Here is a 24,576-nt window from a genome sequence, read left to right as displayed (position 1 = left end):
CTGGTGACTCCGGTGCCGACTGCCTGCGCTGCGAGACCCGACCTCGAAAGGCTGAATCGATTATGACCATCGCACCCGAAGCGGCGGACGCAGCGCCGGCCCCGGGGACTCAAGGGCCGCACCACCTCACCAGTGTTCGGTCAGTGGCTGCCACGGCCCATCCGCTGCGCCACCGGTTGCTCGACCTGATCGACGTCTATGGGCCGGCCTCCGCCGCGCGGCTGGCAGAACGGACGGGCATGCCCCTCCCCGTGGTCGAGGAGCATCTCGGTGTCTTACAGGACGGCGGGCTCGTCGAGCCCGAGTCCGGCGCCGAGGCCTTGGTCCGCTGGCGGCGGGTCTCAGCGCAGTACCGCACGCTTACCCAGGAACTGCCCGGTGACCCGATCAGCAAGGCTGTGGTGCGGGCCATGCAGGCGGTCAACCGCGACCGGCACGACACCCTGCTCCAGACGTGGACGGTGCTGCGCGAATCCTTCGACGAGGCTTGGCGGGCCAGCGCGTTCACCACCGACTCCTGGCTGTGGCTCAGCCCAGGTGAGCTCGGCGAGCTGCGCGAGCAGGTCTGCGCTTTGTTCGATACCTGGGCCCGGCGCCAGTTGCCGGACGACGGCGCCGACCGCCGCCCGGTCCACGTTCTGGCCCGGGCGGTCCGGACCGAGCCGTGACCCGCCGGCCGCGTCGCCACCCCACCCAACCCCACTGATTGGTTAATCATGCGCAATCTCCTTTCCCTGACCGACCTGACCTCCGCGGAACTCGACGACGTGGTCCGCCGCGCGGTCCGCTACGGGGCTCCGGGGCCGTTCGAGAAGGTCCTCGCGGACCGTGCCGTCGGCATCCTGTTCCTCAAGACCTCGACCCGGACCCGAACCTCCTTCTGGGCCGGGGCGACCCGGCTCGGCGCCCGCGTCATCACCTACGGGCCCGGGGATCTCCAGCTGAACACCGGCGAGAGCCTTGAGGACACCGCGCGGGTGCTCGGCGAATACCTCGACGCTCTCGTGGTGCGGACCAACGGCGACATCGCGGACCTGCGGCGGCTCGGCGCCGTCGGCCGCCCCGCCATCGTCAATGCCCTGACTGAGAACGAGCACCCCACCCAGGCGGTGGCCGACCTGGCCACGCTGACCGAGGAGTTCGGCGAGCTCGGCGGCCGGCACCTGCTCTACGTCGGAGAGGGCAACAGCACCGCCGCGGCGCTCGCGCTGGCCGCCGCGCTGACCCCCGGGTTCCGGTTCACCCTGGTCTGCCCCGCGGGCTACGGGCTGCCCAAGAGCCTGCTGGACGCCGCGGCCGAGCTGTCCGGCGGCCGGCACCAGGTCGACCAGCATGAGAGCTTCGACGATGTCACCGGCCGAGTCGACGCGGTCTATACCAGCCGCTGGCAGACCATGGGCGTGGACAAGGCCGACCCGGACTGGCTCACGGCCTTCCAGGGGTACCAGGTCGACGCCGCGCTGATCGACCGGTTCCGCGGACCGCACACGGTGTTCCTGCACGACCTGCCCGCCGTCCGGGGCGACGAGGTCGACGGCGCGGTGCTCGACGGCCCGGACAGCCGGGTCTGGCGCCAGGCCCACCACAAGATGACCGCCGCCATGGCGGTTCTCGATTGGTGCCTGACGTGAGCCCGGCGCCCGGTCCGCGCTCTTATGCGGACAGCCGCCGTGCGATGCCGGACCGGGTTCGAGGCGGCGAGCGCTCCTGGGAGGGCGAGGACCCCATGAATCAGACCACTGTGAGAGTCGGCGCGGCCTTCGCCCCGGTCCACCACGGTGAAGTCGTGCAAGGGGCCTTTCGGGTCGACGGACGGATCCGCAGGGGGCTGGTCACCCTCCCGTGCCGGCTCTATCGCGCCCAGGCGAAGTTCGCCCCTGAGGCGGCCGACCAAGTGCGCGTGCGCCCGGCCTGGCGGCGCAAAGCGCTGCGCGGCGCCGAGCTCGCACTGCGCGAGGTCGGGCTGCTGACCGGTGAGCGGTTCGGCGGTTACCTCGAAGTGGACAGCGACGTGCCGCTGTGCCGCGGCTTCGGCTCCTCGACCAGCGATGTGCTCGCGTCGATCTATGCGGTCGCCGATGCCTTCGGCCTGGTGCTGCCGCGCGAGACGGTCGCCAGGATCACCGTCGAGGCGGAGGGGGCCTCGGACTCGCTGATGTTCGAGCAGACCGCCGTGTTGTTCGCGCACCGGGAGGGCGAGCTGATCGAGGACTTCGGCGCCGAACTGCCGCCGGTGCACGTACTCGGCTTCGGCACCGGTGACCCGGTCGACACCCTGTCGTTCACGCCCGCCCGCTACGACACGTCGGAAATCGACCGCTTCGACGAGCTGCGGTCCATGCTGCGCCACGCTGTGGCCGACCAGGACGCCGCCCTGATGGGCGAGGTCGCCACGGCGAGTACCTGGATCAACCAGAAGCACTTGCCGATCCCGCACCTGGCAGCGGTCTGCGCGGCCGCCACCGAGGTCGGCGCGGTCGGCGTCCACACCGCGCACAGCGGCGACATCGGCGGTCTCATGTTCGACCGGTACATCCCGGACCTGGGCCCGCGGGTCGAGACGGCTCGCAGGCTGCTGCGAGATCTCGGATACGACGAGCAATGGAGGTTCACCACCGGTGACTAGTTCAACTGCGATCGTGGCGCCCAGGACCGGCCGGCCGTTCTCCTCGGTGGTCGAGGCCACAGAGCTGCCGCGGATCATTCGGCTCAGCGACAACTTCTACGCGGCGGCGTTCACCCTCATGAAGCTGCTGCCCGCCCGCTACATCATCGCCCGGGCGGAGGCCGCCGGGCTCCTTACCCCGGGCACCCCGGTATTGGAGACCTCCTCCGGCACCTTCGGCCTCGGCCTCGCGCTGGTCTGCGGTCTGCGTGGCTACCCGCTCACCATCGTCGGCGACGCCGCCGTCGACGCCGAGCTCAAGACCCGGCTGGAGATGCTCGGCGCCCGCGTCGAGATCGTGGCCGAGAACGGGCACCCCGGCGGTATCCAGGGCGCGCGCCTGGACCGGCTGGAGCAGCTGCGCCGCGAGAACCCGGGGTGCTTCGTGCCGAACCAGTACGGCAACCCGGACAACGGACGCTCCTACGAGATCGTCGGTGACCTGGTCCTCGATACGGTCGGCGCGGTGGACTGCCTGGTCGGCCCGGTCGGGTCCGGCGGCTCCAGCGGCGGTCTGGCCCGCGCGCTACGGGCCGAACGCGAGTCGATGCGGCTGATCGGCGTCGACACGCACGGCAGCACGATTTTCGGCCAGCCCGCCGCCCGCCGCGTGTTGCGCGGCCTCGGCAGCAGCATCCAGCCCGACAACGTCCACTACACCGCCTACGACGAAGTGCACTGGGTCACCGCCGAGGAGGCGTTCCGCGCCACCCACGCGCTGTACCGCCGGCACGCCCTGTTCATGGGTCCGACCAGCGGTGCGTCGTTCATGGCGGCAGCCTGGTGGGCGCGACTGCATCCCGAGCGCAAGGTGCTGGCGGTCCTGCCCGACGAGGGGTACCGCTACCAGCAGACCGTCTTCAACGCCGAATGGCTGAGGAAGCAGGGCATGGATATGGCCGAGCGACCGCAGGAGCCGGTCCTGGTCTCGCACCCGCTCGACGCTCCCGGGCAGTGGACGCGGCTGGCGTGGGCGCGCCGCACCTACGCGGAGGTCATGGGAGCGGGGACAGCACAATGAGGCGCGTCCTGCTGCTGATCGAGAGCAACACCACCGGCACCGGACGCCAGTTCGCGCGGTGCGCGGCGGACCTGGGGGTCACCCCGGTTCTGCTGACCGCCGATCCCGGCCGCTACGCGTATGTGGCGCAGGACGGGCTTGAGCACGTGCTGGTCGACACCTCGGACGAGCGCACCGTGCTGGACCGCGTGCGGGCGCTGGCCGAGAACTGGCAGATAGCCGGCGTGACGTCGAGTTCGGAGTACTACATCGCGACCGCCGCGGCGTGTGCCCGGGCGCTGGGCCTGCCGGGGCCCGCCCCGGAGGCGGTGCGGGCCTGCCGGGACAAGCGCGAACAGCGCGAGATCCTGCGTGCCGCGGGTGTGGCCGGGCCGGCCTTCGCCGTCGCGCGCACCGTCGCCCAAGTGCACGCCGCGGGCATCCCGTATCCCGTCGTCATCAAACCGTGTCAGGGTTCGGGCAGCGTTGGTGTGCGGCTCTGCGCGGATCGGGAGCAGGCCGACGCCCACGCGGCGCGGCTTTTGCAGGCCGCCGGCAACGAGCGCGGTCTGCCGGTACCGGCCGAGATCCTGGTCGAGCAGTACCTGACCGGGTCGGAGCATTCGGTGGAGGTGTTCCGCGGCCGGTCCGTGGCGACCGTGGACAAGCACCTCGGGCCGCCGCCGTGGTTCGTCGAGACCGGGCACGACACGCCGTCGCGCCTGCCCGCGGACCGGGTACGGCTGCTGGTCGAGGCCGCCGAGGAGGCGGTGGCGGCCCTGGGCCTGGACTGGGGCGCGGTCCACGTGGAGCTTCGCCTCGGCCCGGACGGCGCGCGGATCGTCGAGGTCAATCCACGGTTGGCGGGCGGGATGATCCCCGACCTACTGCGCCGCGCCTACGGTGTCGACCTGGTCCGGGCCCAGGTCCGCGCCGCGGTCGGGCTGCCGGCCGAGCCGCCCGGGCCCGCCCTGGGGTCCGCGTCCATCAGGTTCCTGATGGCGGAACGGCCCGGTGTGGTCGGGGACACGGTCCAGGCCACGGCCGCCGCGCTCGCGGTGGCCGGCGTGGCCGCCGCCGAGTTCTACTGTGGCGCCGGCGCCGCGGTCGCGCCCGCTGAGGACTTCCGCGGCCGGTTCGGACACGTCATCAGCGCCTCCGAGCGAACCGATGGCGCGGCGCCGGCCGCCGCGGATCTCGGCCTGGCGCGGTTGCGCTCGGCGGTGCGGGACGCGGCGGATGACGATGACGGCGACGGCGTGCGGACGGGCCGACTGAGCACGGCGCTGAATCCGCAGGCTCACGCCATCGTGTACGGCGCGGATCCGGCCGCTGACGCCGCCGAGGAACTCCGCCTGATCAGCGAGGTCGACCGCGCCCATCTGGTGATGCTCACTGAGCGCGGCGTCATCGCGGCTGCACACTCGGCGCGCCTGCTCGCGCAGATCGAACGGCTGCGCGGCACCGACTTCGCGCAGTTGCGCGACCGGCCGATGCCCCGCGGGGTCTACCTCGCCTACGAAGGACTGCTGTCCGAACTGCTCGGCGACGAGGTCGGCGGCGTCCTGCACACCGGCAGGTCGCGCAACGACCTGGGCGCCACCACCGTCCGGCTGCGGGCGCGCGAGCACTGCGTGGGGCTGCTGGACGCCGTGGACGCCCTGGCCGAGAGCCTGCTCGACCGGGCCGTGAAGTATCAGGACGTCGTCATGCCGGCCTACACGCACGGCCAGCCCGCGGTGCCGATCACGTTCGGCCACTACCTCGTCGGCGTGGCCGCCTCGGTGGTGCGCGGCTACACCGACCTGGTGGCCGCGGGCGCCGAGATCGAGGTCAACCCGCTCGGGGCCGGCGCGGTCGGCGGCACCTCGGTTCCGATCGACCCCGCGCGCACCGCCGAACTGCTCGGCTTCACCGGCGTCGCGGTGAACTCGGTGGACGCCGTCGCCTCGCGCGACTTCGCGCTGCGCCTGCTTGCCGGGATCTCGACCCTCGGGGTCACCGTCACGCGGGTCGCGCGCGATCTGAGCGTATGGACGAGCGAGGAGTCCGGCCTGCTGCACCTGGCCGACGATCTCGTGGGTTCGAGCTCGATGATGCCGCAGAAGCGCAACCCCTTCCTGCTCGAATACATCCAGGGAAAGGCATCGGCGAGCCTTGGCTACTACGTCGGCGCCGCGTCCGCGATGGCCTCCGCGGGGTACACGAACGCGATCGCCGTCGGGACCGAGGCGATGCGGCAACTGTGGCCGGGCCTTCGCGAAGGCGCCGCCGCGGCCACCCTGCTGCGGCTGGTCGTCGATGGCGCCACGCCGGACGAGCAGCGGATGAACCGGCGGGCCGCCGACGGCTTCACGGCGGCCACCTACCTGGCGGAGCGGCTGGTGGCCGCCGGAGTCCCGTTCCGCACCGCGCACCACGAGGTCGGCCGCCGCGTGCTCGCCGCCCTCGACGCCGGGGCGCCGCTCGATGCCGACGGCGCGTCCGGCACGGACCTGGACCCCGCGGCCGTGGCTGCGGCCAGCGCCTATGGCGGCGGTCCCGGAGGCGGCACCGTCGTGCGCGCGGTCGACCTGCTCCGTGAGCGGATGAGCGGCCCGCGCGGCCTGCTGGCCGCCCGGCGCGGCCGCTGGGCCGAGGCCGCCGCGATGCTCGACGAAGCCGCGCGGACCATCGTGGGGGACGGGAAGTAGGTTCCGTTGTGCACAAGCAGAAGAACGTCGGGCAGATTGAGGGCGCGTATAAGGACCCTGCGCAGGACACGAAGCCGCCGGAGCCGAGACCGTTGCGGCACCGGGACTTCCGGTTGCTGGCGGCCGGCCAGCTCGCTTCGAGCCTGGGTGACGCCTTCTACGCGGTGGCCCTGCCCTGGTACGTATTGGCCGGGCACGGCGGCTCGCTCATGCTCAGCACAGTGCTGTTCGCCTACGGGGTGCCGCGTACCGCGCTGCTGCTCGTCGGCGGGCAGGCGAGCGACCGGTGGCGGCCCTGGACGGTCATGCTGGGTGCGGACGCGGTACGGGCCGTCGCGGTCGCCGGTCTGGCCGTGACGGCCGCGCTCGGTCCCGTCCATCTGTGGATTCTGGTGCCGATCGCCGCGGTCATCGGCGCGGGCGAGGGGATGTTCCTGCCCGGCTCGTTCGCGATCGTCCCCGCGTTGCTGCCGGACGCCGGCCTGCAGGCCGGCAACGCCCTGCTGTCCAGTGGCACGCAGGCAGCCGCGCTGGTCGGCCCGGCGCTCGGCGGCCTGCTCGTGGCAGCTGTCGGCGCCTCGTCGGCGTTCGCACTCGACGCGTTCACCTTCGCCGTCTCGGCGCTGACCTTGCTCGGTGTCCGCGGCGCGCGGCGCGGTACGGCCGGCGTTCCAGCCGCCGCTCCGGCCGGGGCCCAGCCGGCTCCCGCCCTCGCCGAATCGGCTCCCCCCGCAACGCCGCCGAAGCTCGCCATCTTGCTGAGGACCTCGCCGGTCCTGCTTGTCGTGCTGCTGATCACGGTCGCGGCGAACCTCGGCTCCGGCGGCTTGAGCCAGGTGGCGCTCGCCGCGTTGGCCCGTGGCCCCCTGCATACTGACGCCGCGGGCTACGGCGTGCTCATCGCCGCCATCGCGGCGGGCTCGCTGCTCGGCACAGTTGTGGCCGGCCGTACCCGCCGGGTCCGACGGCCGGCGATGCTCGGTTCGGGCGCGTTCCTCCTCGCCTCGGTGTGCCTCGCCGCGGCGCCCTGGTCCGGCGGCGTCGGCTCGGACGCGGCCGCCCTCGCCGGCTTCGGCCTCGGCAACGGTTTCGGCAACATCGTGATGATCACCTTGTTCCAGCGCTGGGCGCCGCCGGAGCTGCTCGGCCGGCTCACCGGGCTGCTGATGCTGGCGAGCTTCGGGGTCTTCCCGCTGTCAGCACTGTTCGCCGGCGGTGTGGTCGGCGCCTTCGGGCCGGCAGCCTATTTCCCACTCGCGGCAGGCATGCTCGCTGTGGCCATCGGCATCGGGATGGCGCTTCGGCAGTGGCGTGAGTTCGGTGCCGAGGGACCGCCGGCCGCGACAGACCGCGCCTCGCTCGAGGTTGCTTCAACCGCGGCCGCACCAGTGTGACCGCCTAGTCATGACCTTCCGATCGCAGAAGGGCGATATCGTGCCTCGCGTCGAAACCCCGTCGGTCGCCGTGGGATTCGGCGGCAGTCGGCTGCGGGTGCGGGTGCTGGTGCTGGTGCTGGAGATCCTACGGAGCAGACTCGTCGAGCAGGCGATGCTGTTGCCGGGCTGCCGCGACCCGGCCGCGGCGCGTCGGCTCAGGGTCGCGACGCGGGAACCACAAGTAGCCGGTCATAATCCATCCAGCCGCCGGGTGACCTCCTTCACCAGTGCGGCGACCGGGCTGGGGCCGGCTCCGCCGCTCATCCGCGAGGCGGTGTGGAGCAGTTCCCGGGCCTGCTCGGGCTCGGCGGCGGCCTCGTGCACGCAGGCCCTGGCCACGAGAGTCTGCGCGATCAGCAGGTTCGCCCCGACCTCGCGGGCAAGAGGGACCGCCGTCTCGGCATGCGTTGCCGCCATCTCCGGTCTGCCCAATGCCATGTCCGCCTCTACCAGCGCTAGCAGGGAACGGCAACGCACTACGTGATCGCCGGTGACCTCGGCCAGCGCCAGCGCATCGAGCAGGGCGCGCATCGCCGCCTCGCCGTTGCCGCGGCGCAGATCCACGCTCGCCAGTCCGATCATCCCGTAGCACTCGCCGACCTGGTCTCCGGTCGTGCGTGTCGCCGCGAGCACATTCGTGTACGCTCGCGCGGCGCGATCGAGTTCCCCGGCCCTGATACGCAGTTCGCCGATCTGCTTCTGCACCTGTGCGCCGACGCGTTGGTTGCCGGTGCGCTCGCAAATCTCCTCGGCGCGCTCCAGAACGTGGGCGGCCGCGCCGTCGTCGCCGCGGTCCAGGTGCACCTGCGCCAGGCTGTACCGGACATGCGCCTCGGCGATCTGATCGCCGACGACCTCGAAGACCGCGAGCGCCTCCTCCCAGCGTTCCACCGCCTCGGCCAGCTTGCCGCCGCGCCGGTCGAGTACGGCCATGTTGCGCAGAACCAGAGCCGCCCCGTGGTCCTCTCCCAGCTTCCGGTACAGCGCTAGAGCTTGCTGGAAGTGCCGCATCGCATGGCTGTTCTGCTGCTCGAACATGAACAGCGAGCCGAGCGAGTAGCGGATCGCCGCCTCGCCCTGCTGGTCCCGCGCGCGGCATACCGCCCGGAGTGCGGCCTCGTGCGTCTCGCGCCAGTCCGCGAAGTACGAGCGCGTCTCGTAGAGCGCCACGCAGCTGATCGCGAGTTCCCAGGCGTGCTCGGCCAACCCGGCGGCCGCGGCTTGCCGCACCGTCGCGGACAGGCAGTGACGCTCCTGCTCATACCAGGCCAGTGGATCGTGCAGCAGGCGGTCGACCAGTGGGTGGGGCAGCGCCCAGCGCGCGGCGCCACTGGTCGGCAGTAGATGATCGCCCGAGTATTCGCGGATATGTGCCTCGCGGGCCAGGAAGACCAGTGCCCCGGTCAGCCGCTCCAGCGCCGCATGCCGGTCTTGGGGGCCCTCCTCCATCACGAGCCGCTCGCGGGCGAACGGGCGCACGATGTCGTGGAAGCGGTACCTGACCGGTGCCGCGTCGGAGGTCCGCTCGGTGTCGATGAGATAGGCCTCGGCCAGCTCTTCCAGGAGCTCCTGCGCGTAATGCACGTCCGCTCGCAGCAGCGGGGCGGCGACCCAGGAGGCGAAACTGGGGCTGTCGGAGATGGCCAGGAGCCGGAAGAGGCGACGCGCGCCGGGAGAGAGCGTGTCGTAGGTGAGAGCGATACTCGCGCGCAGGCCCAGTCCACCGTGGTTGAGCTCTTCGAGCCGGCGTGAGCTGTCCCGGAGCCGCTCGACCTGGTCGGCGACGGCCCAGTGCGGGCGGTCGGCCAGCCGGGCGGCGGCGATCCGAAGCGCGAGCGGCAGGTTCCCGCACAGGTCGCACAGCCGGTGGACCGCCTCCGGTTCGGCGTCGATCCGCTGCGGACCCAGGATGCGCGTGAGCAGTTCGACCGCCGTGTCCCTGCTCATCGCCGGCACTTCGTGCCGACTGGTCGCGGGAATCCCGGCGAGCCGGCGACGGCTGGTGACCAGGACGGAGCAGTTCGGATTGCCGGGCAGCAGTTGCATGACCTGCTGTTCGGAGACGGCGTCGTCGAGCACGATCAGCACTCGGCGGTCGCCGAGCAGGTTCCGGTACAGCTCGGCGCGCTGCTCCAGGTCCTCTGGAATCGAGGAGCTGTCGACCCCGAGTAGGCGCAGGAAGCGCTCGAACACGTTGGCCGGGTTGACCGGGCCGTTGCCGGAGCGCAGCCGGGCGAACAGTTGTCCGTCCGGGTAGGAGGGGGCCAGCCGGTGCGCGGCCTGCACCGCCAGCGCCGTCTTGCCGACACCGCCGCGCCCGTACACGATGCGCACCGAATCGGTCGGCGGTGCGCCGGTCCCGACCAGCGCCTCCAGCAGGGTGTGACGACCGGTGAAGTCGGGCATCGCGGCGGGCAGCATCCGTGGCACGGCTGGGCCCGGCTGCTCCGGGCGGGCGGCCGCCGGCTGTGTCTGGGCCACGCGCCGGTGGGCAATGGAGGGCTCGAACGGCGCCGCCGGGGCCCGATGCGCGTCAGAGCGCTGCACATGGTCGTTGTTCAGGATGGCAAGGTGGAGTCGCTGCAACTCGGGGCCCGGCTCGATACCGAGCTGATCGATCAGGGTGGCGCGCGTGCTGCGGTAGACCTCCAGTGCTTCGGCCCGGCGGCCCGCGGCGTGCAGGGCGGTGATCAGCAGGGCCTGGAGGTGTTCGCGCAGCGGGTACTCGCGGGTGAGGCTGATCAGTTCGCCGATCGTCTGCTGCCGCGGCTCGGCACGTAGTTCGGCCTCGACGCGCTCCTCGACGCTCGCTATGCGCAGCTCCTCGAGGTTCACCACCGCGCGTTGGATCAGGGGACTGTCGATCCCGGACAGCGCGCTGCCTCGCCACATCGCCAGTGCCCTGTCGTACTCCTCGACGGCCCGCGCGTCCTCGCCGGCGGCGGCCAGCCGCCGCGCCTGGGCGACGGAGGTCTCGAAGTCGCGCGAATCGAGCGTGTCCTCGCCCAGTCGCAGGACGTACCCCGGATGCTGGGTGCTGATAAGGTTCCGCCCGCTGGCGGCGGATACGGAGTGCCGGATGGACGAGACGGCGATCTGCACCTGATTGCGGGCAGTGCGCGGTGGGTCTTCGTCCCAGAGGGCCTCGAACAGCCGGTTGACCGGGACGATGCTGTCCTGCTCAAGCAACAACGCAGACAGCAGGGTCGCCTGCCGTGGGCCGCCAATATTCACCGGTCGCCCCTCGTGGAGAACTTCGAGGGGGCCGAGTACGCGGAACTCGACCATCATCAGGCCGATCGAGGTCTGCGACAGCGGACACATGTGCGTCGAACGGCAAGTGCTGCCGAATCGCGGCTTCGTGTCGACGTGGCGGGGCCCTGCGGCTTGACAGGCGCTGCCGGGGTGATCGGCCCGATCTGCTCCGGAGCGGACGCTTTCGAAGTCATGTCGGTCAGCTTGGCGACGGTGATTCCCAATCCGACCCCGTTCCGTTCCCGCGTTCTGGTATCGGGCGGAACGCAGGGGAACGACACCGGCCTCCACGAGTCAGCCCCTGGCCGAGGCCGGGGGCGGACAACATGTCCAAGAACTCGCCGTGATTGTCAGCCCTCGTCGATGAGCCGCGCGAGGTCGGCCACGGTGGGGTGGTCGAAGAAGAGGCTGAGCGGGACTTCGACGCCCAAGGCGCTGCGTATACGCGAAATCATTCTGCTGGCCTGTAGTGACTGACCGCCCAGGTCGAAGAAGTCATCTTCACGGCCGATGTCCGACACGGCCATCACCTCGCGCCAGATGGCGATGAGGGTCTGCTCGGTCTGGGTGGCCGGGCTTGAGTTCGTGTCCCCGAGATCGGTTGCGCGTGCCGCGTGGTCGTCGGCGCTCGCGCGGCCGTCGGAGGCGGACAGGGCGGCCAGAGCCCGGCGGTCCACCTTGCCGTTCACGCTGAGCGGAAGGGCTTCGACGATGACGAGACGGTCTGGGATGAGGTGGCTCGGGAGCCGTTGGCGGAGGCGTTCGCGAATTCCCGCGATCTGCGCACGTGGATCGGCCCGCGGACTGTCGAGGCGGCCGCCCGCCCCGTCGAGCACCACGTAGGCCGCCAGTACGGCGTCGTCCGTCGACTGTGCGATGAGGGCGAGTGCCGCCTGGCGCACCACGGGATCGGCGCGCAGAGCCTCCTCGATCTCGCCGGGTTCCACCCGATAGCCGCGCTTCTTGATCTGTCCGTCGAGGCGGCCGAGGAAGTCGATCGACCCGTCCGGCCGGTACATCGCGAGGTCCTGTGTGGCATAGAGCCGGCCGCCGGGAGGCCGCGGAGCCGGGATGGTTCGTTCGGCTGTCAGTTTCTTGTCATTGAGGTAGCCGCGGAAGATCCCCGGACCACCTGCATAGAGCATCCCAGGAGTTCCGACGGCCGCGGGGCGGAGGTCCTTGTCGAGGATTTCGACCCGGGTGCCGCGGATCGGCTTGCCGATCGGGATCCGCTCGTGCCGAGTGTCCTCCAGGGTGATGTGATGGCAGGCCGTGAACGTCGTCATCTCCGTCGGCCCGTACCCGTTGACCAGGCGGCAGCGCGGATGGGCCTGGATGAAGCGCCGGGCCTGCCGTGGCGAGACCACGTCTCCGCCGGTGATCAGCTGGGTGAATCCGCCGAGGTCTTCGAGGCATTCGTCGACTATGAGGTTGAACAGCCCCGAGGTCAGGAAGGCGCAATTGATGCCGTGCCGGACGAAGTATCGGCCCAGTTCGAGCGCGGAAGACGGCCCGGGCGGGCCGATCACCAGCCGACCGCCGTTGGCCAGGGCGCCCCAGATCTCGAAGGTGGCCGCGTCGAAGGACACCGACGAGATGTTCGCCATGACGACATCCGCGTCGAGCCGTACGTAGTCGGGTTCGTTCACAAGGCGGGCAACCCCGGCGTGCCGGATCGCCGCGGCCTTGGGCGTGCCGGTGGAGCCCGAGGTGAACATGATGTAGGCCAGCGAGTCACCATGGCTGCCCGCCACTGCGGGATGTGGCTCCCGCGCCGACGCTCGGTCCGGGGCTGCCGCGCCTACTGCCCGCGTCGCGGAGTCCTGGTCGCGGCAGTCGACGATCTCGACTTCCGCACCGGTGTTCGGCACGCGAGCGGCGAACTCTGAGTTTGTGACGACGGTTCTGACTCCCGCCGCGTCGAGCATCAGACGAAGGCGTGAGTCGGGATAGCTCGGGTCCAGCGGAACGTAGCAGCCGCCTGCCTTCAGCACGGCAAGCGCTGACAGGACGAAGTCCTCCGAGCGCTCCAGAAGCACTCCGACCGCTGTGTCCCGCTCGGCCCCACTGCGGACCAGTCGCGTGGCGAGTCGCTCGGCGCGCGCGTCGAGTTCGCCGTAGCTCAAGTCGCCCCGCGGGCCGGTCAGCGCGACCCGATCGGGGAACGCGGTCGCGTGGTCCGCGAACATTTCGTGCACGCACCGCTCGACCGGGGACGAGGTGCGGTTGCCAGAGGAGCTCCGGGCTCTCACCGAGATCCCTCCTTTCAGGGGGCGGTTCGGACGATCGGCGCAGTCGTGGTGATCACGTCGTCGAGGAGGAAATCCAGTCCGGGATCGGCCCCGAGCCAGGCCCGGGTCAGACCGGCGTGGTCGGGCTCGCCGACGGGGCTTTCGGCGGGATCGTCGTCTCCGGGCCATGGGCAGCCCGCCCCCCATGCGGCGGTGGACAAGCGCGTGAGCTGATATCCGAGGTCTGCCAGCCGCCTGCGGGATGCCGCGCATGAGATGTCGGCAAGGGCCAGGCCCCACTCGACGTCTCGCCGCGCAAGCTCCGCCGCGTGGCCGAGTACCACCGACATCCCGAGCAACTCGCCACCGATCCGGCCGATCAGGGCGACCAGCCGCTGTTGGGCGAACACCTCCTCCGGCGACCGGCCGTGGGTGGCTTCCGCGCAGATCCGGGCCAGCACGCGAGCGCGGCGCTCGACGTAACGCAGGTGCGCTCGGCAGGCATCGTCCAGCTCGGGTGCCTCGCTGTACTCTGGCTCGTCCGTCGTGTCGGGGTCGAGCGCCCGTGCACCGAAATGACAGGCGATCAGTGCTCCCTGCGCCGACCACCGGTCGATCATGAAATCGACGCCGCCGGCGATCCGCAGAGCTCTGGCGTCGCGGAAGAACCGCTCTACCGGCGATGGCTCCGCTCCGCGTCCTGCCTTGCTCGCGGCGGTCTCATAGCCCTCGCCGCCCAGGAGCGAGACGGTTCGGTCCACCGCCCGCCAGCATCCGACGGACGCCAGATTCTTCGCGGCGGTCAGGTCCGGCTCGTCCTCGGCGTCGCGCCACGCCTGAAGCGCCCAGGCGCTGATGCTGTCGATCGCGAAGACGTCGGCGGCGGTCTCGGCCACCAGTCGCCGGATCTCGTCGTATTCACCGAGCCCCCGGCCGTCGATCGCCCGGCGGTTCACGAAGCTGCGAGACCAGTGAAGGCACATCTTCGCGGTGGCGAGCGAACACGAACCGATCACGAGCAGTCGGCCCAGCGAGGCGAGCTGTCCGAGATCGCGGGGGATGAACGACGAGGCACCTTCCCCGGCTTGAGCGTCATCGCGGTGGCGCACGGCGCGGTCGGGCCGCATGCGCCAGCCGTCCTCATCGGTGTCCATGAGATGGAAGTCGGGCACCCGGACCTGGTCGAGCAGCACTCTCCCGATCGGCGAACCGTGCAGGCCCATGAATTCCTGCCGCTGTACGGTGAATCCCGGCGTGTCGGCCTCGACGAAGAACAGTCGTACGACTTCCGACCCGTCGGGCTCAGCCAGTGTCGCCGAGACGTCCATAACGCCTGCGGCCACACCATTTCCAATGAAGACCTTCTCGCCGGTGATCTCGTAGGCGGCACCGTCGTCCACGAGTACTGCCCGAGTCTCGCGACGCTGGTTCGCGGTCCCGATCGCCTCCGCATCGGCGCCCGCGGAGACGGTGCCCTCGGCTACGTGCCGCCCGATCATGGAGCGCAGCGGACCGTCTGGCAGTAGCGGCAGGTAGGTGCCGGAGCCGAAAGCGTTCGTGAGACCTACGTAGTAGGCCAACGCGAGGCTCCAGCTCGCCGCCGTCTCGATCATGCGGAACGCGGTCAACGGCTCAAGGCCGAGTCCGCCTGCCGCACAGTCCACCGTCACCGCCAGTAGTCCGTATGCGCGCAGCCCGTCGGTGAAAGCCGCGGGAAGCGTCCCCTCGCGTTCGAGTGCTTCCGGATCGATGTGCTCCATGACCAGCGCAGCGGTCTGGTTCACCACCGTGTCGCCCCGTTCGCGTTCGCCGTCTGTCTGCCGCGGGAACGCGCTCAGCCTCGCCCAGGGCACCTCACCTTTGAAGACGGCGTGCAACGCACTGACGGAGGACCTCGGCGAGCGAGGCGAAGAACTCATGGGGTTGCTCCCTGAAGTAGAAGTGGTCTCCCTCGAACATCCGAAGCTCGAAAGGACCGGCGGTGTATTCGTTCCAGGCCGCGAGCGAAGCGGGCGGGTCGCTGTCTTTTGAGCCGCCGAGGACCGTGACGGGGAGATTCAGCGGCAGCGGCGGCCGCGCCCGGAAGCGACTGACCACCTCCAGGTCAGCCCGCAGCGCGCCGAACAGCAGGGCCCTGACCGCGGGGTCGGGGTCGATGTGCAATGGGCCGTAGTCCCGCGCAATGGCGGCGGCGAGCTCGTCGTCGTCGAGGTCTGCCGCCGATACCGGCCGGGTGAGGAGGTGCGGGGCCGGCGAGGCCGAGAGCACAAGGGCTTCGGGCAGTGGCAAGCCGCGTCTGACCAGTTCCACGGCCGTCTCGTAGGCGAGCAGCGCGCCGAGGCTGTGCCCGAACAGCACAAAAGGCTCCCCGAATTCGACCCCTTCGACGACAGCGCCGACCACGTCCGGCAACTCGGTCAAGGACGGTTCGGCCAGGCGGCTTCCGCGGCCGGGCAGTTGCACACCCCACACCTCGGCCTCGGGCAGGCGCTGGGACCACCGCATGTACTCGCCCGGCATGCCCCCGCTGTGTGGGAAGCAGTACATCCTGACCGCGGCGAACGGATTGCGCGTGGCGCACAGCACCCAGCGGGCGCCGGCCGCGCCGGAGAAGGCCGTCACGCTCCTGCCTCCCGCGCCACTTGCGCAAGCCGGGCGACGGTGGGAGCCGCGAAGACCTCGCGCACGCTGATCTGGACCCCGATGTCACGTGCCGCCGCGCACAACCTGTTCGCGGTCAGTGAGTCGCCGCCGAGCTCGAAAAAGTGGTCGTGCCGACCGGCCCGGTCGATGCCGGTCAGCCGTGCGAACAAGCCCGCGAGCGCCTCCTCGGTCTCGCCGATGGGCGCCTCGTAGGTTCCGTTGTCCTCCCGGTGCGCGACTACGAGTGAGGCCGTTCCTCCCAGGCCGGCGGCCATCGCTCCCGCCGCCGAGGGCTGTGACACCATGCTCGATCCAGCGGACTGCGGCTCGTCCGGCAGCCGGAACACCTGCCGCTGGAAGGGATATGTCGGCAGCGGGATACGGAGCCGCTGCTCGCCGCTGTGCACGGCCGTCCAATCGACGCTGACCCCGTGCTGCCACAGCCTGCCCAGGCCCGCCAACATCGCCGCTGACGCGCTGAGCTCGACGGCGGCGTGCGGCAGCGACTGCACAACGACCTGGTCCGGCCCGCACAAGGGGTTTCGCCGAACCAGCGAGCCGAGCGTGTGGCCCGGGCCGATCTCCAGCAACACGGCATCGTCCTCGGCGGACAGCAGCGTCTCCAGCGCCGCGTCGAAGCGGACGGTGTGGCGCAAATGCCGGGTCCAGTACTGGGGCGAGCAGGCCAGTTCGGCGGTCATCGGCAGGCCGGTGTGGTCCGAGATCCACGGGAGCCGCGGCGCGCGCGGCCCGACCTGCGCGACGGCCTTCTCGAAGCTCCCAAGCCCGGGCTCGACCAGCCGGGAGTGCCCCGCGGTGGTGATACGCAGCAGCCGTACATCGTGGCCCTGCCGTGTGAGCTGGCCGGTGAGCCGCCGCACCGCTTCCCGGGGACCGGAGACGACACACTGTCGTGGCCCGTTGACCGCGGCGATGTCGAGTTCCGGCGGGAGCATGGTCGCGAGCTCGTCCCGGGAAAGCTGCACGGCCGCCATCGCGCCGGCCGGCGTGCGTTCGAACAGCGCGCCGCAGGCCGAGACCAGATGAATCGCCTCAGCGAGGTCGAACACGCCGGCCGCGGTCGCGGCCGCGTACGCGCCGAGGCTGTGGCCGAGCACCGCCTTCGGTCTCACGCCCCAGGATCGCCACAGTTCAGTGAGCGCGTACTGTACGGCGAACACGGCTATTTGCGCCATGTGCGTGCCGTCGAGTCGCTCGGACGCCGCAGCGTGCTCAGCAGAGCCGACGGGAGCAGTCGGGTACAAGGATTCACAAACGTCGACGCCGGTTTCCTCGCGCGCCGGCGGCACGCACTCCTCGAACGCTCGGCGAAACACCGGTTCGTGCTCGTAAAGGTCCCGTCCCATACCGACGTACTGGCCGCCCTGCCCGGGATAGAGGAAGACCACCGGGCGCGTGGTGCCGCCGTGCCGGACGACGGGGAACGCCTCGGGTGTCGCGTCGGTGAGGGCACTGATCGCCTCCCGCCGGTCGCGCGCGACGACGAAGCCGCGGAGGGGGAACTCGGCGCGCCCGGTCTGTAGCGTCCAAGCCACGTCCTCCAACGGCTCCGCGCTGCCGTCCAAAGCCGTGGCGAGGCGTCCGGCGGCCGCGCCGAGCGCGGCGCGGGTGCGTGCGGAAAGGGGAAGCAGCTGGTAGGGCCGGCCGGGATCGGGCGACGCGGCCACCGGGGCCTGTTCGAGCACGACATGGGCGTTGGTACCGCCGATCCCGAGCGAGTTCACCGAGGCCCGCCGGGGCTGTACACCGCGCCGCCAGGCCCGCGCCCGGCTGTCGACGACGAACGGGGTGCGGTCGAGGTCGAGCTCCGGATTGGGCGTGGTGTAGTGCGCGGTGCCGGGGATCAATCCGGTTTCGACGGCGAGTATCGCCTTGATCAGCCCCAGGACTCCGGAGGCCGCGTCGGTGTGCCCGATGTTGCCTTTGACCGAGCCCAGCACGCACGACGCCGGACCGGCCGCGATGCCGAACGCCTTGGCCAGAGCCGCGACCTCGATGGGGTCGCCGACCACGGTGCCGGTGCCGTGCGCCTCGACGTAACCGATCGACGCCGGATCGACGCCCGCGACCGACAGTGCCGCCTGCACCGCCGCGCTCTGGCCGCGCACACTCGGGGTCGTGAAGCCCGCCTTGCCTGATCCGTCGTTGTTGACCGCCGAGCCGCGGATCACCGCGCGTACGCGGTCTCCGTCGGCCACGGCGTCGTCGTAGCGCTTGAGGACGACGACGCCGGCGCCTTCGCTCGAGACGGTCCCATCGGCTGCCGCGTCGAACGGCCGGCACCGGCCGGAAGGCGAGAGCACGCTGTCCTCGCCTTCCGGCGACGGCCGTATCGTCACCCCGCCGGCCAGCGCGAGATCGCATTCGCCGGCGATCAACGCCTGTACGGCGGTATGGACCGCGACGAGCGAGGTGGAGCATGCGGTCTGCACGGTCACCGCGGGCCCGGTCAGCCCGAGCTTGTAGGAAACCCGGCTGGTGAGGAAAGCCGCGCCGGTCGACAAGCGCAGTTGCCAGCGGGTGACGCCGGGCAGGCGTGCCGCGTTCCTCTCCAGAGCCAGCAAGTGGTCGCTGTCGCCACTGCCACCGAACACGCCGATCGGGCCGGGCTGGTGCGCCGGGTCGTAACCGGCATTCTCCAGTGCCTCCCACGAGCATTCCAGGAAGACCCGGTGCTGAGGGTCGAGCATCACCGCTTCGAGCGGGGAATAACCGAAGAAGGACGCGTCGAACGCGTCCGCTCCTTCGAGCAGACCACGCGCACTGCCGGGGCCCTCGTGCGGCGCACGGGTGATCGAGTCGGCCCCGGAGGTCACCAACTTCCAGAAGCTCTCCACGTCCGGCGCACCGGGCGTCCGCAGAGCCATGCCGATGACGGCGACGAAGCCGCCGGTGTCGGCTGCCTCGCCCTGATGCGAAACACTCTCAGACTCTGCAAACGTCGTCATGACGCCGATCCTTCAGGTCGGACTGCGGGCGGGGGCTTGGGCAACGGTGCGTCGCGCGTGAGGGACGGTAGGCCGGAGAAGGCCAGCGGCAGGATCGACACGGCGCACACGGCCGCCGCGACCCACATCACCGCGCGCAGTCCGAGCGGAGCGACCAGCAGAGCGCCGAGTGTCGCACCGATCGGCACCGCGCCCCAGGAGATGAAGCGCAGCGTCGCGTTCATCCGGCCGAGCAGATGGGCCGCGGTGACCGTCTGGCAGAGCGTGGTCTGCACGACGTTGAACATCACCACGCCGATGTAGACCACGAAGAGACCGATCGCGAACACCGCGCCGCTGCCGGAGATCGGGATGATGACCGCGCCGACGGTGAACAGCGCCACGCCGACCAGCAACGCCGGGCCGGTGCCCAGCCGCTGCTCGACCTTGGTACCGGCCATCGCGCCGACGAGGCCACCGAGGCTGCCGACGGCGAGTGCCAGGCCGACCGCGGCAGAGCCCAGGCGCAGCGTCTGCACGCCGAACGGCACCTGGAGCGCGAGCACGATCGCGAAGGCAAGGTCCGCGGCGCCTGCGCACAGCGCCAGCGGACGCACCAGCGGATGCCGGAACACGAAGTGCACGCCTTCGGCGATGTCCCTGCGGAGGCTGAGTTTTTCGACACGCTTCGCCGGCGTGCCCTGGACCCGGATACGGGACAGGAAGAGCGCGGAGATGACGTACGTCCCGACGTTCACACTGATCGCGACGGTCGCGGTGGAGACTTGGGCCAGCAAGCCACCGAGGCCCGGGCCGGAGAACTGCGCGAAAGCCCGTGAGCCCTCGATCTTCCCGTTGCCGTCGGCGAGGTGCTCCCGCTCGATCAGAGCCGGCAGATACGACATCTGCGCCACGTCGAAGAACAGCGTGCCGAGGCCGATGACGAACGCGACGACGAAAAGCTGCGGGAGCCTGAGCACGCCGGCCGAGTGTGCGATCGGTATGGACAGCACGGCCAGCGCCCGCACCAGATCGCACGCGAGGAGTGTCCGACGGCGCGGCAGCCGATCAACCCATGCGCCGACGGGCAGGCCCAGCAGCAGGGAAGGCAGGAACTCGGCCGCCGAGAGCAGGCTCACATCCTCGACCGAGGCGTGCAGCACGATCAGGGCGATCAGCGGAAAGGCGAGCACAGTGACCTGAGTGCCGATCAGGCTCACGGTCATGGCCGCCCAGAGCGAGCGGAAGTCCCGGTGCCGCCACAGGTTGCTCGCTGCCATATCAATGCTCTGCATGTCTGTCATCGAACATGGGGGCCTTCTCCAGATGGCGTCGTCTTCGTGTGTTCCGTCCGGTCGTTCGAGGGTCTGGGCGTTGGGACGGCGCGGCTGCGACGCCTGCGGCTCAAGCGCACCAGGCCGGCCTCGCGCGCGGCGATTTCGGACGCGGCACGGGGCGTTGCCGCGACGCGGCCGAAGGCGTCGCCGTCCTCGTCGCCATCGCCGTCGAGATGCGTGGCCAGTGCCGCCACCGTCGGGTACTCGTACAGCGCGACGAGCGGCAGCCTCCGGCTCAGAGATTCGGCGATCCGTTGATGCACAGCGGCCAGCCCCAGGGACGTGGCGCCAAGATCGAAAAAGTTCTCGTGGATGCCGACCTGCCGGCGCGCGAGCACCGAACTCCAGATCTCGACGAGAGAGCGTTGCGTCGGCGTGCTCGGCGGCGTGCCCGCGGTCGGTGGCTCGACTGCGGGCGGGTCCGGCAGTGCGCGACGGTCGGCTTTCCCGCTCGCCGCGCGAGGGAGTTCCGTGACGGGGACAAAACCCGAGGGCACGAGATAGGCGGGAAGCCGGGCCGCGAGGTGCGCACGCAGATCGGGCGGTACCGCACTTCCAGTCCTCGGCACCACGTACCCGATGAGCCGCGGTGCGCCGCCCGGCCCCGGCTTGGCCGCCACAACAGCCTGCGCGACGCCGGGATGCAGGCAGATCGCCGCCTCGACCGCGCCGGGCTCGATCCGATAGCCGCGGATCTTGATCTGGTCGTCGCCGCGGCCGAGCACTTCGATCGTGCCGTCTCGGCCGCGCCGCGCGATGTCCCCGGTGCGGTGCATTCGGGCGCCGGGAACTTCGGCGTAGGGGTCGGGCAGGAACCGCGCCGCCGTCAAATCCGGTCGGCCCAGATATCCCCGGGCGAGCCCGGCGCCCCCGATGAACAACTCGCCGATCACCGCGGGGGGAGTCTGGCCGAGGTGGGTGTCGAGAACGTACGCGCGGACTCCCGGCAGTGGCGTGCCCACCGGAACGAAACCTTGCGCGAAGGCAGTACCGGCGTCATACGTCAAGGCCGTGATGGCGGTCTCGGTCAGGCCGTAAGCGTTGATCGCCCGCACCCCGGTGCGAGCGGACCAGCTGGCCAGCGCTCCCGGGTCGACGCTCTCGCTGCCGACCACGAGCAGCCGCAGGGAGTCGGGTACCTCGGCGCCCGTCTCGATGGCGCGTACCCACTGCTGCCAGTAACTCGCCGGAAGGTTCACCACGGTGACCGCTGCCGCCTTCAGGACCGCACCCAGCTCCTCCGGGGCGGGCACCGGTTCGGGCGCGAGCACCACGCAGCCGCCCGCGGCCCAGGTCGGATACAGCTCCTCGGCCGCGACATCGAAACCGATGGTGGCGAATTGCAGGACCCGGTCGTTCGGGCCGAGCTCGAACCGGCCGCGCGCCGCTTCGGCATGGTTGGCGAGCGCGCTGTGCGGCACACCCACGCCTTTCGGCTCCCCGGTGGACCCCGAGGTGGGGATGACGTACGCGAGATCCTCCGCCGCCGGGCGGGCAGACATCGCACGAGACGGGCTCGGGCCCGGGCGGGTTGTTCCCCGGCGCTCCCGGTGCCCGCGGTCAACTATCAGAACACTCATATCGCTGGCTTCTGAGAGCTGAGCGGCCGTTCGTGCGTCCGCGAGACCTACGCGCGCTCCCGCCATCTCGATAACGCGAGAGTGCTGCCGCGGCGGATGGGTCGGGTCGAGCGGCAGATATGCCGCGCCCGACTTGAGGACGCCGAGTAGGGCGGCGACCAGATCCAGGCCTCGGGGCAGCAGGATCGCGACGGTGTCGCCGGGCACCACCCCGGCCGCCACGAGCTGCGCCGCGACCAGGCCCGCGGCCTCCTCGAGCTCCGCATAACAGACGCTGCGTCCTGGCACGGACAGGGCCGGGGCTGTCGGACGGGCCTGCGCGTGCCGGGCCACCCACTCGTGGACGAAGACCGGCTTCTCCGTCTTCCCCGCTGATTCCCCTCCTCTGCCGTTCCACCGCTCGACGGCGTCGCGCCTCTCGTCCTCGGTGAGCAGCGGGAGGCGGTGCAAGGGCGTGTCGGCGTCCGCGAGACCGGCGGTGAGCAGAGCCTCGAAGCGTTGCGCGAGGCGCGCCACGGTCTCGGCGTCGTACAACGCGGTCGCGTATGTGATGTGCAGATCGAAGTCGTCCGAGCCGGGTGCGCGCACGATCATGACGTCGAGGTCGAACTTGGCGGCGTCCGGGAGCAGTGTCAGCAGTCGAGCTTGGAGACCTTCCAGCCGCGGTTCGGCCAGCGGCCGCGGCTCGAAGGTCAACATCGTCTGCACCAGCGGGGTCGTCGCCGGGTCATGGTCGATCCCCAGCGCGTCGACCAGCGACTCGAAAGGCGTGTCCGCGTGCCCGGCGGCGTTCAGGGTCTCCGAACGCACCTGTTGAAGCAGCTCCCGAAACGACCCCGATTGATCGATGGTGATCCGTAGCGGCACAGTGTTGACGAAGAAGCCGATCAGCGGCTCGTACTCCACGGCTGAGCGCTGGGATACCGGCGTGCCCAGCAACAACTCACCCGTGTCGGTCAGCTTGCCGAGCAGCGCCGCGTACGCCGTGGCCATGACCATGAACGGCGTGGCCCTGCTCCCGCGCGCGAGCTCGCCCGCCGCGCGCACAAGCTGAGCCGGAAGGCGGCTCGTATGGGTCGCTCCGGCCCAGGAGCGCCGGGCAGGTGCCGGCCTGGTGGGCAGAGTGAGTTTCGTCGGCGCATCGGCAAGGTGCTCGCGCCACCACGCCACGCCGCGATCGAGTCCGAGTTCGACACGGCTGCTCTGTCCGGCCGCGAAATCCGCGAACTGCGCTGGCAACGCCGGGAGCTCGCCGCCCGCGTACAACACGGCGAGTTCGTCGAACAGCAGCTGGATCGACGGCCCGTCGCAGATGATGTGGTGCAGGAAGACTCCGAGAATGTGCTCCTGGTCGTCCAGCTTCACGACGCAGGCGCGAAACAGGGGTCCCACAGCCAGATCGAAGGACTCCTCGGCGCACGCACGCAACACACGCATCGCCGCCGGCATACGGTCCCCTGGTGGCAGCGCGCGTAGATCGTGATGGAGCATCGGCACGTCGGCAACCGTCTGCACAACAGGCTGCGGGATACCTTCGGGGGCCGGAAAAACGGTTCGCAGCACCGCGTGGCGTGCGGCGATATCCGTGAGCGCGCTACGCAGGCGCGCCAGATCCAGCGGGCCGATCAGGTGCACAGCGAACGGCACGTTGTACAGCGAAGAGCCCGGATGTACTCGATCGAGAAGCCACACTGCCCGTTGTGCGGAAGTCGCGACCGGCGCCGCAGCCTGGACAGGTGCTTCATCTTGGGCGACAACCGGCATCTACTCGCTCCTGATTCGCTGCACAGCCTTCAGTGATGGTTAGTCGGGAGGTTGGGACTGGCTTGCTATTTTCGATCACTGTTGTACGAGGTTCGCCGTGTAGACGATGAACGAGCTGGGGGAGATCAGTAGTGACAGGTGCAAGGGCTCTGACGAGCCCATCACGCTGAGCTCTACAGCCGCCGCCGTAAGGCTCGGCATGACGCCCGCGATCACGTAGTAAGCCGCCAGATCGGCTTCGATCTGGTAGAGACGGGACCACGAGGCCGGCTCTACGACGAATCGCAGGAAGCCGTCTGAGTCGGTGCGCCCCTCGTATGACTCATCCGGGCAGTTCTCGATCCGGCGCCGGAGGCGGACCCCCAGATCGGCCGCCGGCGTGCACATCGTGCTATCACAGATGTGCACCGAGATCGCCATTTTGGCATGCGGGTCTGGGTCCTTATGGATGGCGTCCCCCTGTCTGAGGCAAGGATATTGATTCGCTGGCGGCGGAAGGTCGGCCGGGCCGCCTCCCCGGCTACTCCCACACCGTGTTTCCTGGCGACGACGCGTCATCGGCCGGCGCACCCTGCGGGACGGCGGCGAACACCACGAGCGCCGAGTCTTTGGCGAACAGATTCTTGATCATTGTGCGCGTATTCCTGTCTTGTCATTGGACGCGGTTGCCACAACCGGGATTCGTTGGTGTGGACCGTGCCCAAGCCGCTGCGCTGACGATATGCGCAGGTCCTTTTCAAGCGATATCTGTCGGCTTCCGCCGTGCTTAGCGCCGTGAGCGCAGCCACTCTTCGGTGGGAGTAGCGACAGGTGAGGCTGGCCATCACGGACCTGGCGTGCTATTCAGTCCACACCTTGGTCGGCCGCGGTACCCGCCTCGTCACCGCGATCAAGTCTGCGGCCTGGGGTTTCGGCTGGATCCCCGGCTACGTGTACCTGTGGTAACGCCGGAGGAATGAAAGGGGAGGGGTCTCCAGCAACATCAAACGCAACAGAGCACATCAACCTTCGAACAGGGAGAACT

At 70.3% G+C, this 24,576-nt stretch carries 15 protein-coding genes; 7 read left to right on the top strand and 8 right to left on the bottom strand.

Annotated features, from left to right (window positions below; all coding sequences use genetic code 11):
* Nucleotides 1–143 precede the first annotated feature (143 nt).
* From IZR01_RS21170 to IZR01_RS21145, 6 genes are all read left to right on the top strand, one after another.
* Complete coding sequence (locus IZR01_RS21170) at nucleotides 144–668, top strand: winged helix-turn-helix domain-containing protein (RefSeq protein ID WP_194894818.1); 525 nt, start codon at nucleotides 144–146, stop codon at nucleotides 666–668.
* Between the two features lie 48 nt (nucleotides 669–716).
* Nucleotides 717–1,631 carry an ornithine carbamoyltransferase gene (locus IZR01_RS21165; RefSeq protein WP_194924843.1) on the top strand — a complete coding sequence of 305 codons (915 nt, stop codon included), beginning with the start codon at nucleotides 717–719 and terminating at the stop codon, nucleotides 1,629–1,631.
* Nucleotides 1,632–1,726: 95 nt separating this feature from the next.
* Entirely contained in the window at nucleotides 1,727–2,626 is a 900-nt protein-coding gene (locus tag IZR01_RS21160; RefSeq protein WP_194894820.1) for a GHMP family kinase ATP-binding protein, read from the top strand.
* On the top strand, nucleotides 2,619–3,686 hold the full coding sequence (locus IZR01_RS21155; RefSeq protein ID WP_323747064.1) for a PLP-dependent cysteine synthase family protein: 1,068 nt from the start codon (nucleotides 2,619–2,621) through the stop codon (nucleotides 3,684–3,686). The genes IZR01_RS21160 and IZR01_RS21155 overlap by 8 nt, the downstream gene beginning before the upstream one ends.
* On the top strand, nucleotides 3,683–6,358 hold the full coding sequence (locus IZR01_RS21150) for a lyase family protein (protein ID WP_194924842.1): 2,676 nt from the start codon (nucleotides 3,683–3,685) through the stop codon (nucleotides 6,356–6,358). Before IZR01_RS21155 ends, IZR01_RS21150 begins: the two co-directional genes overlap by 4 nt.
* Before the next feature lie 8 nt (nucleotides 6,359–6,366).
* Nucleotides 6,367–7,752, top strand: a complete 1,386-nt coding sequence (locus IZR01_RS21145; protein ID WP_194924841.1) for an MFS transporter — start codon at nucleotides 6,367–6,369, stop codon at nucleotides 7,750–7,752.
* Between the two features lie 231 nt (nucleotides 7,753–7,983).
* On the opposite strand, the gene IZR01_RS21140 is transcribed toward IZR01_RS21145, so the two are convergent.
* The 8 genes from IZR01_RS21140 to IZR01_RS21105 form a co-directional block, all read right to left on the bottom strand.
* Complete coding sequence (locus IZR01_RS21140) at nucleotides 7,984–11,028, bottom strand: AfsR/SARP family transcriptional regulator (RefSeq protein ID WP_194894823.1); 3,045 nt, start codon at nucleotides 11,026–11,028, stop codon at nucleotides 7,984–7,986.
* A gap of 371 nt (nucleotides 11,029–11,399) precedes the next feature.
* Complete coding sequence (locus IZR01_RS21135; protein WP_194924839.1) at nucleotides 11,400–13,301, bottom strand: amino acid adenylation domain-containing protein; 1,902 nt, start codon at nucleotides 13,299–13,301, stop codon at nucleotides 11,400–11,402.
* A 14-nt stretch (nucleotides 13,302–13,315) separates the two neighbouring features.
* Nucleotides 13,316–15,157 carry an acyl-CoA dehydrogenase family protein gene (locus IZR01_RS21130; protein ID WP_194924838.1) on the bottom strand — a complete coding sequence of 614 codons (1,842 nt, stop codon included), beginning with the start codon at nucleotides 15,155–15,157 and terminating at the stop codon, nucleotides 13,316–13,318.
* Entirely contained in the window at nucleotides 15,135–15,902 is a 768-nt protein-coding gene (locus IZR01_RS21125; RefSeq protein ID WP_194894826.1) for a thioesterase II family protein, read from the bottom strand. Before IZR01_RS21125 ends, IZR01_RS21130 begins: the two co-directional genes overlap by 23 nt.
* Nucleotides 15,899–18,892, bottom strand: coding sequence for a type I polyketide synthase (locus IZR01_RS21120; protein WP_194924837.1), 2,994 nt, complete (start codon nucleotides 18,890–18,892; stop codon nucleotides 15,899–15,901). The genes IZR01_RS21125 and IZR01_RS21120 overlap by 4 nt, the downstream gene beginning before the upstream one ends.
* The gene (locus IZR01_RS21115; protein WP_194894828.1) at nucleotides 18,889–20,166 is read right to left on the bottom strand and encodes an MFS transporter; all 1,278 of its coding nucleotides are present in this window, start codon (nucleotides 20,164–20,166) and stop codon (nucleotides 18,889–18,891) included. Before IZR01_RS21115 ends, IZR01_RS21120 begins: the two co-directional genes overlap by 4 nt.
* Before the next feature lie 5 nt (nucleotides 20,167–20,171).
* Nucleotides 20,172–23,552, bottom strand: a complete 3,381-nt coding sequence (locus IZR01_RS21110; protein WP_194924836.1) for a non-ribosomal peptide synthetase — start codon at nucleotides 23,550–23,552, stop codon at nucleotides 20,172–20,174.
* Between the two features lie 75 nt (nucleotides 23,553–23,627).
* Complete coding sequence (locus IZR01_RS21105) at nucleotides 23,628–23,972, bottom strand: hydroxyisourate hydrolase (RefSeq protein ID WP_194894830.1); 345 nt, start codon at nucleotides 23,970–23,972, stop codon at nucleotides 23,628–23,630.
* Between the two features lie 390 nt (nucleotides 23,973–24,362).
* Between IZR01_RS21105 and IZR01_RS52450 the strand changes: the two genes are divergently transcribed.
* Nucleotides 24,363–24,497, top strand: a complete 135-nt coding sequence (locus tag IZR01_RS52450) for a hypothetical protein (protein ID WP_267254858.1) — start codon at nucleotides 24,363–24,365, stop codon at nucleotides 24,495–24,497.
* The last annotated feature ends 79 nt before the right edge of the window (nucleotides 24,498–24,576 follow it).

It is taken from the genome of Catenulispora pinisilvae, assembly GCF_015356865.1.
Classification (GTDB): Bacteria; Actinomycetota; Actinomycetes; order Streptomycetales; family Catenulisporaceae; genus Catenulispora; species Catenulispora pinisilvae.
The sequence above is the reverse complement of the archived record's forward strand: the minus strand, read 5'-3'. Positions and strand labels throughout refer to the sequence as shown.

Coding starts and splice junctions, on each gene's coding strand:
- IZR01_RS21160 (WP_194894820.1), top strand. CDS start 1,727: ATGAATCAGACCACTGTGAGAGTCGGCGCGGCCTTCGCCCCGGTCCAC.
- IZR01_RS21150 (WP_194924842.1), top strand. CDS start 3,683: ATGAGGCGCGTCCTGCTGCTGATCGAGAGCAACACCACCGGCACCGGA.
- IZR01_RS21115 (WP_194894828.1), bottom strand. CDS start 20,166: ATGCAGAGCATTGATATGGCAGCGAGCAACCTGTGGCGGCACCGGGAC.
- IZR01_RS21165 (WP_194924843.1), top strand. CDS start 717: ATGCGCAATCTCCTTTCCCTGACCGACCTGACCTCCGCGGAACTCGAC.
- IZR01_RS21105 (WP_194894830.1), bottom strand. CDS start 23,972: ATGGCGATCTCGGTGCACATCTGTGATAGCACGATGTGCACGCCGGCG.
- IZR01_RS21120 (WP_194924837.1), bottom strand. CDS start 18,892: ATGACGACGTTTGCAGAGTCTGAGAGTGTTTCGCATCAGGGCGAGGCA.
- IZR01_RS21110 (WP_194924836.1), bottom strand. CDS start 23,552: ATGCCGGTTGTCGCCCAAGATGAAGCACCTGTCCAGGCTGCGGCGCCG.